The organism is Thermoactinomyces mirandus (assembly GCF_013868055.1).
Classification (GTDB): domain Bacteria; phylum Bacillota; class Bacilli; order Thermoactinomycetales; family Thermoactinomycetaceae; genus Thermoactinomyces; species Thermoactinomyces mirandus.
On the sequence record NZ_JACEOL010000011.1, the window covers coordinates 1 to 13942 of the forward strand.

Annotated in this window: 15 protein-coding genes; 9 read left to right on the top strand and 6 right to left on the bottom strand. The window is 43.9% G+C overall.

All coding sequences use genetic code 11. From position 1 onward, the window contains the following. Window positions 1-34 precede the first annotated feature (34 nt). From H2C83_RS04370 to H2C83_RS04390, 5 genes are all read right to left on the bottom strand, one after another. On the bottom strand, window positions 35-691 hold the full coding sequence (locus H2C83_RS04370) for a DUF6630 family protein (RefSeq protein ID WP_181738161.1): 657 nt from the start codon (window positions 689-691) through the stop codon (window positions 35-37). Between the two features lie 303 nt (window positions 692-994). Beyond that, window positions 995-1777: an undecaprenyl-diphosphate phosphatase gene (locus H2C83_RS04375; protein ID WP_181738163.1), complete on the bottom strand. Its 783-nt coding sequence runs from the start codon at window positions 1775-1777 to the stop codon at window positions 995-997. Window positions 1778-1796: 19 nt separating this feature from the next. Continuing rightward, on the bottom strand, window positions 1797-2219 hold the full coding sequence (locus tag H2C83_RS04380) for a TlpA family protein disulfide reductase (RefSeq protein ID WP_181738165.1): 423 nt from the start codon (window positions 2217-2219) through the stop codon (window positions 1797-1799). 18 nt (window positions 2220-2237) lie between these two features. After that, a complete protein-coding gene (locus H2C83_RS04385) occupies window positions 2238-3197 on the bottom strand; it encodes an EamA family transporter (RefSeq protein ID WP_246333743.1) in 960 nt (319 codons plus the stop codon). Between the two features lie 160 nt (window positions 3198-3357). Beyond that, entirely contained in the window at window positions 3358-3648 is a 291-nt protein-coding gene (locus H2C83_RS04390) for a hypothetical protein (RefSeq protein WP_181738167.1), read from the bottom strand. A 118-nt stretch (window positions 3649-3766) separates the two neighbouring features. On the opposite strand from H2C83_RS04390, the gene H2C83_RS04395 reads away from it, so the two are divergent. From H2C83_RS04395 to H2C83_RS04405, 3 genes are all read left to right on the top strand, one after another. Continuing rightward, window positions 3767-4753: an NAD(P)H-quinone oxidoreductase gene (locus tag H2C83_RS04395; RefSeq protein WP_181738169.1), complete on the top strand. Its 987-nt coding sequence runs from the start codon at window positions 3767-3769 to the stop codon at window positions 4751-4753. Between the two features lie 59 nt (window positions 4754-4812). Beyond that, complete coding sequence (locus H2C83_RS04400; RefSeq protein WP_181738171.1) at window positions 4813-5052, top strand: carboxymuconolactone decarboxylase family protein; 240 nt, start codon at window positions 4813-4815, stop codon at window positions 5050-5052. A gap of 400 nt (window positions 5053-5452) precedes the next feature. Beyond that, window positions 5453-5935, top strand: coding sequence for a CBS domain-containing protein (locus H2C83_RS04405; RefSeq protein WP_181738173.1), 483 nt, complete (start codon window positions 5453-5455; stop codon window positions 5933-5935). Between the two features lie 164 nt (window positions 5936-6099). Here the strand turns inward: H2C83_RS04405 and H2C83_RS04410 are convergent, their stop codons facing one another. Continuing rightward, window positions 6100-6663 (bottom strand): hypothetical protein, encoded by a 564-nt coding sequence (locus tag H2C83_RS04410; protein ID WP_181738175.1) that lies wholly within the window; start codon window positions 6661-6663, stop codon window positions 6100-6102. A 726-nt stretch (window positions 6664-7389) separates the two neighbouring features. Between H2C83_RS04410 and sufC the strand changes: the two genes are divergently transcribed. The 6 genes from sufC to H2C83_RS04440 form a co-directional block, all read left to right on the top strand. Then, on the top strand, window positions 7390-8178 hold the full coding sequence (sufC, locus tag H2C83_RS04415) for a Fe-S cluster assembly ATPase SufC (protein WP_181738177.1): 789 nt from the start codon (window positions 7390-7392) through the stop codon (window positions 8176-8178). A gap of 15 nt (window positions 8179-8193) precedes the next feature. Beyond that, window positions 8194-9501 carry a Fe-S cluster assembly protein SufD gene (gene sufD / locus H2C83_RS04420; protein WP_181738179.1) on the top strand — a complete coding sequence of 436 codons (1308 nt, stop codon included), beginning with the start codon at window positions 8194-8196 and terminating at the stop codon, window positions 9499-9501. Continuing rightward, window positions 9498-10715 (top strand): cysteine desulfurase, encoded by a 1218-nt coding sequence (locus H2C83_RS04425; protein ID WP_181738181.1) that lies wholly within the window; start codon window positions 9498-9500, stop codon window positions 10713-10715. The genes sufD and H2C83_RS04425 overlap by 4 nt, the downstream gene beginning before the upstream one ends. Further along, window positions 10702-11145: a Fe-S cluster assembly sulfur transfer protein SufU gene (gene sufU / locus H2C83_RS04430; protein WP_181738183.1), complete on the top strand. Its 444-nt coding sequence runs from the start codon at window positions 10702-10704 to the stop codon at window positions 11143-11145. Before H2C83_RS04425 ends, sufU begins: the two co-directional genes overlap by 14 nt. A 13-nt stretch (window positions 11146-11158) precedes the next feature. After that, entirely contained in the window at window positions 11159-12589 is a 1431-nt protein-coding gene (sufB, locus tag H2C83_RS04435) for a Fe-S cluster assembly protein SufB (RefSeq protein ID WP_181738185.1), read from the top strand. A gap of 300 nt (window positions 12590-12889) precedes the next feature. Next, the coding region (locus H2C83_RS04440; protein ID WP_181738187.1) for an IS110 family RNA-guided transposase at window positions 12890-13942 on the top strand (1053 nt) is incomplete at its 3' end.

Genomic DNA, 13942 nt, shown 5'->3' on the forward strand with positions numbered 1-13942 from the left:
TATTTTAATTCAACAAAAAGACCACTGATATTAATCAGTGGTCTTTTTGTTGCAAGTTAAAGAAAGGAAGAAATGGTTTTTGCTGATCAAAAGGTAAAAAAGGGGTATCATTTTCCAGCAAATGGAGAAATGCCGGTGCCAGTACCTGGTAATGGGGTTTCGGTTTCAACTTGAGACTCTTTTCTATCCATAAAATACCATACCCGGATTCCAACGCAAGTTCCTGGCAGGCTGTCGCCGTTTCTGCAGGCAGGATGGTTAAGGTATAGGGACGAAGCGTGGGTGTAAACGAGCACAAAACATAATGCAATGGTTCCAGGTAGTGGTTTGCCAGTTGAAGGGAAAATTTTACATAAGGATGGACAATTGAATCAGAATAGCTGCAAAAACTTTCACTCCATTTTCCATCCCGGATCACCCAGGCAAACCGCTTGGCTTTCCTTTCCCTTTTTTTACTGAACCAGGTTGAAATCATGTCTTCACTAATGGTCAAAATGAGATTTCGCTGAGACAAGCCATGAATAAGTGCAAACCAGGGGAGATTGCTGATTGGTTCCGAATCGCGAATAAAGTGATGATCCAGATATTGTTCCGGATTTTTCATGCTAAAGCACACTTCTTCTGCCAGCTCCGGGTCATCCGGAAGCAGCAAACGGGCCAATTGTAACAGCTTTTCAGGATGATATTTCATAGCGATTCCTCCACAGCAAATAGCGGACATATGTTCCCTCCAACTTGCCGACAAAGTCCGAGGAAGCGCCTTTTGGAAAGAAACTGAAACGGAAGCATTTGTGAACAGGTGCAAGGCCGCTGATCCTTCCTGAAGTTCCTGGCATAGTAAAAGACTCTTGCATGCTGGAGACAACTGAAATCAGTTTCATACCGGGTTTCACACAGTTACGGGAACGTATGTTCTACTTTTATTATAGTGGAAGATTGGACTAGGGACAAGGGGTTTTCAAAAAAAATAAAGAAGAACCACTGGTCCCGGTGTTCAGAAAATTCCGATCGATTGTGCGACGACGATTATAGAACCCAGAAACCAGACATAGATTGAAAAGACTTTCAGGGAACCTTTTTGCAACAATGACACCATCCATTTGACAGCGATATAGCCAAACAGTGCCGAGCAGGCAGTACCGATCATCAATGAACTCAATGGCAGGAGATCCGATCCCTTTTCCCACAGTTCCATGCCTTGCAAAAGAACTGCTCCGGCAATGGAGGGAATTGATAGCAGAAATGAAAAGTAGGCGGCAGTGATTTTATCGATTTTTCGGAACAGGGCAGCGGAAATAGTGAGACCGGAACGTGACAAAGCCGGCATGATGGCTACTCCCTGCATGGTTCCAATCCATAAGGCATCGCGGTAAGTGATCTGGTCCAGTGTTTTATAGCCCGCTTTTTTTTGTAGATCGGCAAACCAGAGGATGAATCCGGTGGCTAAAAATTCCCAGCCAATGGTGGTTCCCGTTCGGGAAATTTCTTCGAACCAGTCCTTAAACAGCATGCCAATCATGACTGTGGGAATGGTCCCGACGATCACCAACCGGCTTAATTTTCCCCATGGCTGGCGAACCATGCTTAGCAATTCATGCCGATAAAAGGAGATGACAGCGAGTAATGTCCCGAAATGGAGCATAGTGTCCAGAAATAGCCCCGCTTCGTCGAGACTGAACAAATGCCGCCCCAAATAAAGATGTCCGGTACTGCTGATCGGCAGGAATTCGGTAAGACCCTGAATCATCCCCAAAATAGCCGCTTCTAACCAATTCATTCAAGACCCAGCCTATCTTTTAAGATTTGGACAAGAGAAACCCCACTTCCTGAATGATGGAGGTCAGGGGAACCGTTTCGTCATAAATGCCATGGATTTCCCCCTGTGGAGTGATGAGTACATCTGCCGGAACAGATGAAATATTATAGGCATCGTAAGTTTCAGTGCCGCGATCGCATAAAACGGGAAACTGAAAACCGGCTCGTTTGATAAAATCCCTTACGCGATCAGGATTTGCTTCCCGTCCCGTTACATTGATCGTGAGAAATGCTACCTCCCTGGTATTTAACGAACAATATAAAACATTTCTGTTGGACAAGGAAACTTGGCAAGCGGCACACCAGGAAACCCAGAATTCCAGCCAAACGATTTGGCCGCGGTAATTGCCGAGCTGGTGGATCTTTCCTGACAGATCTGGCAGTGAGAATTCTGTTGCTTTCATGAGAATGGTTTTCCTCCTTTAAATCCGGATGAGGATGAGCCCGGAAAACAGCAGGATTAACGACAAGGTTTGGAACAGTGACAGTTGCTCACGATAAATGAGAATGGACAGCAAGGCCACAACCAGGCTGTTTGTGGAAAAAATGGGTGCAATCAGGGTGGCCGGACCCTGATTGAGAGCCACTGCGTAAAGTTGCATTCCGGCAAAAGAGAAAATGCCTGCCGCAAGTCCCCAAAAAACCCCCGTACGGAATCGGACAGAAGAAACCAGGCTTGGGATCTGAAGCTTTCTGTGAAAGATTTGAAACGTAAACCAGAAAAATCCAAACACATAACTGACAAAAAGAATAGATGTCCCGGAAAGGTGCATTTCCTCCGTAATTTTCAATCCACCATTGCGGAAAAAGAATAGCAGCATGGTTATAAAAACAAGGGCATACCAGCGTTTATTGCGAATTTTTAGACTCTCGTTGGGATCAACAGGCAAAATCATCATTGCGATTACTAACAGGGCAACTCCTGCAGTTTCAGAAACAGTAATGGTTTCGCCATAAATCAGCATGGACATGCCAATCATTAAAACGATGTTGCCATTTACAACCGGGGAAGTCAGGCTGGCGGGGCCAATGTCAAGCGCCTTCATAAACAGCAAGTTGCCAAACGCAGAGCCAATCCCCACGATGACCCCGGCAATCAGGACTGTACAGGAAAAATCCATGTCACGGGTTTTGACCATCCACCACAAGAATCCAAGCGAGCCTGTCAGATACAGCCCCCATAACAAAAAATCGTGATCCCCTTTTTTGACTGAACTGACTTTCATCAAAAAGCCTGCTAGTCCGAAAGTGAGAGAACTGAGCAATGCCAATATGAACCAGAGACTCATCGACGAATTATCCTTTCTGATGGTGAACTCGGTTTTTTTCATCATATCGCTTTCCAGTTCAACTCGTCCATAGGGGGCCAAGCTTGCTTGCATTACCAATATATGTTTACCGCTCACAAATATTTATTTATCAATCAGATCTTTCAGCCTGAAGTGTTTTCAGGCATGATAAGATGGAAAGGAAACGGTTCCTGTCTGGTCAAAAAATGAAATGGACTCCGAAAAGGAGCCCGTTCTTTCATGTTTAAATCAGTCAAACGTTAGTTTCAGACATTTCTTTCATGGTCTGGTTTTCCAGTTCAATCATCAACTCATGCAAGGTCATCTGATTTTCCAAATACAGCTGAACCAGTTCCAGAAATAACGTACTGGTCTGTTGCGAAAGATTTAAAGTATTAATAAGTTCATTAAACGGATCAAAGTCACGTGATAAAATATGTATGCTGTTGGACTGGAACATCTCTTCCAATTGAATGGTTTTTCCATAAATGTCTTTCACCATTTTTAAAATAATACTGATCAATTGAAGTTTTTGTTGATCCATTTTTACTTCCTTTCTTTCTGAAGGTGATATAAGAGATGATTTTTTTATTCATTGTAGAATAATATATTTAACATTGCAAAGAGAATGTTATGAAATTATTATGAGGAGGCGATCGATTGTGAAAGCAGTTCTCGTGAAAAGACCTGGGGATGTCGATCAGATGATTATTGGGGATTTTCCAAAGCCGGAGTGTGGCAAAGAGGAAATCCTGGTGAGAGTCAAGGCTACCGCTTTGAACCGGGCAGATCTTTTGCAGCGCAGAGGTTATTATCCTCCGCCGGAAGGAGCCAGCCCGCTGATGGGATTGGAAGCAGCCGGTGTCGTCGAAGAGGTTGGCGAAAATTGCCGGGAAACCTGGAAAATTGGGGATCGTGTATTTGCATTGCTTCCCAGCGGAGGATATGCTGAGTATGTGATTGTCCCGAAAAAAATGGCCTTGCCCATTCCGGATGGAATCACTTTTGTGGAAGCAGCTTCCATTCCTGAAGCGTTTCTGACAGCTTTCCAAACCCTGTTTTGGGTGGGACGCCTGGGCAAAGGGGAACATGTCCTGATCCATGCAGGGGCAGGCGGTGTCGGGTCTGCCGCCATTCAGTTGGCAAGAGCTGCCGGTGCCATTCCCCTGGTCACTGTCGGCAGTGAAAAGAAACAGAAATTTTGCCTCGCTCTCGGTGCGGAGCATGCTTTCAATTATAAAGAGGGGGACTTTGCCCCTCGGGTGTTGGAAGCAACAGAAGGGCGCGGGGTTGATTTGGTTTTGGATTTTGTCGGTGCACCCTATTTCAAACAAAATATCGAAGTATTAAAAATGGACGGTCGTTGGGTGTTGATCGGCACATTGGGAGGCAGCCGGCTTGAGCAGGCATCACTGGCACCCGTTTTAAACAAAAGGCTGCAGATAACCGGGACCACCTTGCGGAGCCGTTCCCTCGACTACAAGGTCAGGCTGAGTCAAGAGTTTGCTTCGTTTGCCTTTTCCCGTCTGGAAAGCGGAGAGATCAGGCCTGTTATCGATCGGGTGTTTCCCTTTGAACAGGTTAAGGAAGCTCACAGATATATGGAGGAAAATAAAAACTGCGGCAAGATTGTACTGAATTTGGAGTAGTACATATTTTCCCAAGGCTAGCTGGTGGCGAAAGGAGTGATTGAAGCCGATGGAAATTTGTGAAACACTCCCTGCAAGATAACAGGGAAGTGACCGGACAGTTCCATCACCAGCTACCCCATGTTGTTGACACCTGTAACGCTTTTACCGGGGATTGTTTCCGGGGCGGCGCATTGTCCAAAAAGGAAAAGAATTTGATCACCTTGGCCTTGGGGCTTTTACAAATGATGAGTATTGCATTGTTTATCATACCAAAGAATCGGCTGACTCCCCGGGAATACCGGAGTCAGCCGGTGTAACCAGAGCATTTGGCGCGAGCTACCTTGTACAGCAACCGTTGCACAATTTCAAACACATGCATTAAATAAAAAAATCCGGCTTAACGAAAAGACCGGATTTTTTTATGGTTTTACGGGTTTGGGTTCAATGGCTTTTAAATGATGTAAAAGTTTAATTGTAATTAAAATCTTAAAAGGGAAAAAGTAACAATGAATGGGTCCCATTTATCTTTCTGACAAATGTTTTCCAAAAGACAATAAACCGTTGACACTGGATTTATGATCGGGATAACATGATTGGGGAGCAATCAAATATGGAACAAGCGAGGAAAAAAGTTTTGAATGTGAAAAAATAGGTTTAATTTCAAGCGCTCTGTGGTAATGACTGATGGGATTACCAAGAGTAAGGGAGTTTTTGCATATGCAGAAACGGGATGAAACCAGTTACTTGTTTTCGCGTGAGATTACGCCTTATATTATTCCCAGGGAAAAGGTTGTTACCGTAAATACGGATTGGTCACTCAAAAGGGCGTTGCTCGTATTGACACGGAATGGAACCAATTCCGTTCCCGTGATCAATAACAAGGAGCAGGTGGAGGGTGTCATCAGCAAAACGGACATCCTGGATTTTATGCTGAAGATCAGTCGTGGAAATGAAATTGATTTTTCGCAACTGAGCGAACATACTGTGATTGAAGCGATGAATAAAAATCATTCCGGAATATTGGCCAATTCCATTTTTTCGTTTGCGTTTGAGGTACTGGTAAATCAATCTTATATTCCGATTATTGATTTAAAAGGAGAGTTAGTAGGTATTCTCACAAGGAAAGTGATGATGGAACAAGTAATCAATTATTTTAAAGAAGAATATATTGAAACGATGACTGGCAAATTTCAAAAATAAACATGGTGCAAAAACTGCAAAAAAACCGTCTCATCCTTTATTGAGACGGTTTAAATTTATATCATCCTGATTTCAGGTTAGAACCAATTTGAACTTCTGCAAAGATGTATGGATAAAAGCAGGTAACAATTTTGTTTAGGAATGCACAATAACATATAAAGTTGTTAAAAGGATTCATTGTTTTTCTGAGAAGTATGTGCCTCAAACAGATCGGACAACAAATTGTTTTTGTGACATTTCTGGAAAAAGAGTGTGATTTCATCCCAGAGCTTCGCATCGTTATTTTTGCCAGTTATTTGAGCAACAAGTTTGACGTATTGCAGCCAACCGAACAGTGTAAAGGGAATTAAGGGAATTGAAAAATCTTCTTCATAGGACTGAATGACAAGCGGTTTTAACTCTTTATAAACTTGCCTCCATTCTTCGCAGGCTTTTTCCGGTGTCGGGTAGGGCATGGAGAGAATGAAACGCTGTTTTTTCCATAACTGCAACATTTTTTTCTTTAGAAAGCTGTTCAGGTAACGTTGCTGATCTGTTACTTTGAGGGGGATGCTAAAATTGGAATTTTTTTCAGAGATAACAACATTTCCAAATAAAAAAGGACTCTTTTTATCATGGCTGATTTGTTTGCTGGAAACGGCTGATTTGACGTAAATTCCGGTCGGAGAACTAAGAGATGGGGATATGGTAGATGGAGCCCTTGAAACCTTGTAGATATTTTTTTTCATTAAAAACTCCTCCTACGACTACATAAAGGAAATATTTTGATTAGGAAACAAAAAAAGTGCAAAAAATAAAAAAAGAAATGACAAAAAATGATAATTATAAATAATTTCACAAAACCTCTCAAGGCGAAATATTTTGATTAATCCAGAAAACCTTCTATTAACATTTTGCCTCAAAAATCAATGAAAAGCAAGGGTTAAAATGGGAAAACTTTTATAAAATCACGGCGTTTTTTGATGATTCTGCGGGGACGGAAAACCGGTATTTAACGCGGAATTTGATGGTTAAAATCACATTCTGGCGATAACAATTTTCGACAGCAAAGGGATTGATATCAAAATATAATTCGGGGCAAAACAGATGGATTTTTAATTTAATTTTATCGATGATGGTTTTCAGGTTGCCAGGGGGATCGATCCGGGCGGATCAGCAGCATTGATGGATATGTTTCAATAAGGCATATAAAAATATATTTGATGTGATGTATTATTTAAATAGCCCTATGTGGCTCACCTGAAAACTAAGCTTGATATGGTGGAAAGTGTGAAGTAAAATGAAATGAGAATCAGGTGAGAATCAGATGATAATTAGTTTAAATTAATATCTTGACCATTATTATACTGTTGCCATTCATCCGGATGGCAACAAGATTATCTCCATACAAAAAATAACCGGTATACGGGTTCAGGAGATATACAACAGCAAAAGATTTGATGGAGGATGAGACTATGTCAGCAGCACCAGAACTGATTGTCAAGGGTTTGAAAGCGACGGTTGATGGAAAAGAAATCCTTAAAGGTGTGAACTTAGAGGTAAAAGGTGGAGAAATTCATGCCATCATGGGACCAAACGGTACCGGGAAAAGTACATTGGCTTCTGTATTGATGGGGCATCCGCGTTATGAGGTGACAGATGGAAGTGTTACCCTTGACGGAGAAGATGTTTTGAACATGGAAGTGGATGAAAGGGCACGAGCCGGCCTCTTTCTTGCCATGCAATATCCTGCCGAAGTAAGTGGTGTCACCAACTCCGATTTCCTGCGCAGTGCGGTCAATGCCAGACGTGGGGAAGGAAATGAGATTTCCCTTATGAAATTTATCCGCGAAATGGATAACAAAATGGAACTGCTTGAAATGGACGAAAAATTTGCCACCCGTTATTTAAACGAAGGTTTTTCCGGCGGAGAGAAAAAACGGAACGAAATTTTGCAAATGATGATGCTCAAACCGCGGATTGCCATTTTGGATGAGATTGATTCCGGTTTGGATATTGACGCCTTAAAAGTGGTTTCCAAAGGGGTCAATTCGCTGTTGGGCCCTGAAATGGGCGTCATTTTGATTACGCACTATCAGCGGTTGCTAAACTACATTAAACCGGATTATGTACATGTCTTTATCCAGGGAAAAATTGTAAAATCCGGAGGTCCGGAATTGGCCGAGCGTCTGGAAGCGGAAGGTTATGACTGGGTGAAGGAAGAATTGGGCGTTGAAGATGAAACTGTTGGGCAAAAGGCGTAGGGGTGGTGCTTCCGGATGAGTATGGATACCCAAATGTTGTTTGACAAAAAAATCGTGATTGAAGTATCCGGAAAAAACGGAGAAGCGGATTGGATGCTTCAAAACCGTTTGGACGCGTTGAAACTTGCTGCCCAACTTCCCTTACCCAGACTGCAGAAAACCAATATCAGCAAATGGAACTTTACGAAATTCGAACCATTTGCGGAAGAAGTTCCGATAATGTCCCCGGACGAACTTCCAGCAGATCTCAGAGAGTTTGTTTTCGTTGAAGATAAAAGAAATTTGCTTGTGCAAAAAAATGCGAGTGTTATTTACTGCAACCTTGATCAAAGCCTGAGTGAACAAGGGGTCATTTTTACGGATTTGGGAACAGCTTCCCAAAAACATGAGTCCCTGTTAAGAAAATATTTCATGACAGATGGTGTCAGGATTGATGAACATCGTTTGACTGCCATTCACGCAGCCTTTCAAAGCGGCGGCGTCTTCCTGTATGTTCCCGGAAATGTACAGGTTAAAATTCCACTGGAAGGACTGTTCTGGCTGTCCGGTAAAGGTGCTGCCATGTTCCCGCATATCCTGATCGTTGCTGAAGCAGGAAGCCGTCTGGACTTTGTCGCCAATTTTGTTGCCTGTCGCGATGATCTGGGGGCGATCAATAACAGCGTGATGGAAGTGTTTGTAGGAGCACAGGCTGACGTAAGGATTTCAACGGTCAATAACCTGAATTCAGAGGCAGTCGATGTGGTTTATCGCCGGGCATTGGTAGACCGAAACGGACATTTGGAATGGAATATTGCCGATCTGAGTGATGGGCGGATCGTTTCCAACAACACCTCACATCTGCAAGGTGAAAGCAGCAATGTGGATGTAAGGGAGTTTGCCCTGGGAACCGGAGATATGAAAGCGAACGTGACTTCTTCGGTTTACCACTTGGAACGCCATACAAAAAGCAACATTAATGCCCGTTCCGTCATGAAAGATCAGGCTTCAGGCATCATAAACAGCATTACCAAAATTGAGAAAGGCGCCAGCAAATCAGATGGCCAACAGTCTGGAAAAGTATTAATGCTGAATCCGGAGGCGCGCGGGGATGTAAACCCGATCCTGCTTATCGATGAAAACGATGTAATGGCGGGCCATGCAGCCAGTGTCGGGAAAGTAGATCCGCTTCAGCTGTATTATCTCATGTCTCGCGGAATTCACCGGAGCGAAGCGGAAAAATTGATCATCCACGGTTTCCTGGATGCCATCATCTCCAAGATTCCTTCGAATGCATTGTGCGAGCGGATTCATCATATTATTGAAAGGAAATTCAAATCATGAATCATTGGCGAAAAGACTTTCCGATTTTGGATCAAGAAGTTAACGGTCATCCCTTGGTATATCTGGATAGCGCGGCGACATCACAGAAGCCGATTCAAGTAATTGAAACGATAGATAATTACTATAAGCAGTATAACTCCAATGTGCACCGTGGTGTCCATACACTTGGTTCCAGAGCGACGGACGCTTATGAAGGGGCACGCGAAAAGGTGCGTCGTTTCATCAATGCCCTTTCGACAAAGACAATCATTTTTACCCGGGGAACCACATCCGCCCTCAATCTGGTTGCCAGGAGTTTTGCCCACCCGCTGATCAAGCCGGAGGATGAAATTGTCATCACGCCATCTGAACATCATAGCAACCTGATTCCCTGGCAACAGGTTGCAAAGTGGACCGGAGCGAAACTGAAATATCTTCCGCTGGAAACAGACGGGTCTGTCTCGATGGATCAAGTAATGAAAATGGTGACGGACAAAACCAAAATCGTGGCTATCCAGCAGGTTTCCAATGTTCTGGGAACCTTGCATCCGATTAAGGAAATTGCCCGCCATGTTCATCAAAAAGGCGGTTATATTGTGGTGGACGGTGCACAAAGCACTCCTCACATGAAAGTGGATGTGCAGGATCTGGATGTTGACTTTTTTGCCTTTTCGGGTCACAAAATGTGCGGGCCTACAGGAATCGGTGTCCTGTATGGCCGGGAAGAATTGCTAAATGACATGGAACCGATTGAATTTGGCGGCGAAATGATTGATTATGTGTATGACTATGAGTCAACATGGAAAGAACTTCCGTGGAAATTTGAAGGGGGAACCCCCATCATTGCCGGGGCGATTGGGCTTGGTGCCGCGATTGACTATCTGGAATCAATCGGACTCGACCGGATTGAAGAGCATGACCGCAAACTGATCCGCTACGCTTACGAACAGCTTCGGCGAATCGACGGGATTACCATATATGGTCCGGAAGACCGGATTGCTCTTGTTACTTTCAATTTGGGCAATTTACATCCTCATGATGTGTCAACTGTTTTGGATGCAGAGGGGATCGCTGTTCGGGCCGGCCATCATTGCTGTCAGCCTCTGATGAGATGGCTCGATGTGTCGGCGACAGTCAGAGCAAGCTTTTATCTGTATAATGATGAATCGGATATTGATCGACTTGTCATGGGATTACAAAAGACGAAGGAGTATTTTGGAAATGTCTTTAGATAATTTGTATCGCCGGGTAATCATGGACCATTATCAAAACCCGAAAAATCGGGGCCGCATTGACGATGGGGCTTTTACGGTCAATATGAATAACCCGACTTGTGGTGACAGCATTTCTTTGCAAATGATCATTGAAGACGGACGGATCACAGATGTGAAGTTTTTGGGAGACGGCTGCTCAATCAGTCTTGCTTCTGCTTCGATGATGACAGAATCGGTAAAGGGACTGACGGTAGATCAGTCTCTGGAACTGGTTGACCTGTTTTCCCGCATGATGCAAGGCGAAGATGTGGAGGTTGAGCGATTTCCGCTTGAAGATATAGAAGCGCTGGCAGGAGTCAAGAATTTTCCAGCCCGCATCAAATGTGCGACCCTGGCCTGGAAAGCGCTTGGAAAAGGAATTGAAGAACACAAGCACGGATCTGATAGATAAGGAGGAGAAAACCGTGACGACAAACAGTCAATTGCCTGATCTATCCGATTACAAGTACGGTTTTCATGATAAAGATGTCTCGGTTTTCCGTTCAAAAAAAGGATTAAGCCGGGAAGTGGTCGAAGAGATTTCCCACCTGAAAGATGAGCCTGACTGGATGCTGGAATTCCGGTTAAAATCTTTGGAGCAGTTTTATAAAATGCCTATGCCGGATTCCAAAAACAGCAATTGGTTTTCCCTTTTGCCCGGAAAACTGGATGACCTGAATTTTGACGACATTACCTACTATGTCAAGCCTTCCGAACGGCAGGGAAGGTCCTGGGAAGAAGTTCCGGAGCAAATCAAACAGACCTTTGACAAACTGGGGATTCCTGAAGCGGAGCAAAAGTTCCTGGCCGGAGTATCGGCACAATATGAATCAGAGGTCGTATACCACAACATGCAAAAGGAATTGGAGGAACAGGGAGTCATCTTTTGTGACACCGATACCGCTTTACGGGAATATCCGGAACTGTTGAGGGAATATTTCGGAACGGTTATTCCCCCGACTGACAACAAGTTTGCTGCTTTAAACAGTGCAGTGTGGAGCGGTGGAAGCTTTATCTATGTTCCAAAAGGAGTACGTTGCGGGGTTCCGCTGCAAGCCTATTTCCGGATCAACTCGGAAAATATGGGGCAGTTTGAACGGACACTGATTATTGCTGATGAAGGATCTTTTGTCCATTATGTGGAAGGCTGTACGGCACCGATCTACAGTACGGATTCCCTGCACAGTGCCGTTGTGGAAATTATTGTGAAAGATCATGCCCGTTGTCGTTATACAACCATTCAAAACTGGTCCGCCAATGTTTATAACCTGGTAACCAAACGGGCGGTAGCCCATAAAGGAGCCCATATGGAATGGATAGACGGGAATATTGGCAGCAAGGTGACCATGAAATACCCCGCTGTGGTCATGAAAGGTGAAGGGGCAAAAGCAGACGTCCTGTCGATTGCCGTTGCCGGAAAAGGGCAGCATCAGGATGCGGGGGCCAAAGTGGTTGCACTTGCTCCGAACTGCACCTCGACCATCGTTTCAAAATCAATCAGCAAGCACGGCGGAAAAGTCACCTATCGGGGCTTGTCCAGTTTTGGCCGTAATGCAGCCGGTTCCAAGGCCAATGTCAAATGCGACACACTGATTCTGGACGATCAGTCGACATCGGATACAATCCCTTACAACGAATCGAAAACGGACGATGTTACTCTCGAACACGAGGCTACCGTGTCCAAAGTCAGCGAGGAGCAGTTATTCTATCTCATGAGCCGCGGGCTTTCTGAAGAAGAAGCTACCCATATGATCATCATGGGCTTTATCGAACCGTTTACCAAGGAATTGCCCATGGAATACGCAGTTGAAATGAACCGGCTGATCAAATATGAGATGGAAGGTTCGATCGGATAATTTTCAGATAGCAGCAAGTTGGTTGGTTAAGGTTATGCGCTGGATGATTATGATTTTTATTATCTAAAGGGAGACGAACTTACCAGGTTCGTCTCTTTTTTTGTCAGTGATGGTTTAGTAAATATCATCGATTTTATGTATATAAAAAAGCTTTTGCAAACATTATTCAAGAATAAAATATTTTTAAAAGGAGCTATTCCTGTAATCAAATAGGGGGCTGTTTGAAAAAGAAAAGTACCTCCTGCTAACATACGAGGTGTCGTCCCGTACGACCCTTAAATAGCTGAGGAGATACCCAATATGGAGTATAAACAAAATCGTAAAATTGAGCAAATCAATGAATCAACTTTAATCGTAGGTGCAGACATTGCCAAACATAAACACTTTGCAAGGGCTGTGGACTTTCGTGGGATTGAATTAGGCAAGACCATTGCATTTAGCCAATCCCAATCCGGGTTTAACCAATTGCTTTTTTGGATCAAGTCCTTGATGAAACAGCACTCCAAACAGCAGGTGCTGTTTGGGATCGAACCAACAGGCCATTACTGGTTTTGTTTAGCCGAGTTTCTCAAGAAACACGGCGTCAAACTGGTCATGGTTAACCCGATGCATGTTAAGAGGAGCAAAGAGCTGGACGACAATTCACCAACCAAAAATGATGTAAAAGTCGCCTATGTTATTGCCAGGTTAGTTCAAGGTGAACGGTACTCCGAACCCCAGATTCCTGAAGGAATCTATGCCGAACTTCGTATTGGTATGAACTTACGAGACCGTTTAACAAAAGATTTGGCGAGTGTTCAAGGGCGTATTCAAAATTGGTTGGATCGATTCTTCCCAGAGTTTCTTGACGTTTTTAAGAATTGGGAAGGAAAAGCAGCACTTTTCTCTCTGCAACACTTTCCATTACCTTCAGATGTTCAAACAATGAATGTTGAAAAAATCGTCCAGGCGTGGAAGCAAGAAATAAAACGGGCGGTAGGTGTGAAACGAGCTACACGGTTATTAGAAGCTGCCAAGGTCTCTGTTGGCTTAACCACAGGCCTGTCTATGGCCCGAACAGAATTACAACTGCTTCTCCAGCAATATGAGTTATTACAGACACAAATAGATAAATTGATGGAACAACTCGAAGAGCTCGTTCTTCAAATCCCGGGATCAGCACAAATGCTAACGATTCCTGGTGTAGGATTTATCACTGTGGCAGGTTTTCTGTCGGAGGTCGGAGACCTCCAACGTTATGAACATTCCCGCCAAATCCAAAAGTTAGCAGGGTTGAGTCTGAAAGAAAATAGCTCAGGTAAGCGCAAGGGCAGAACCCGGATCACGAAAAGAGGTCGCCCACGCTTACGAGCA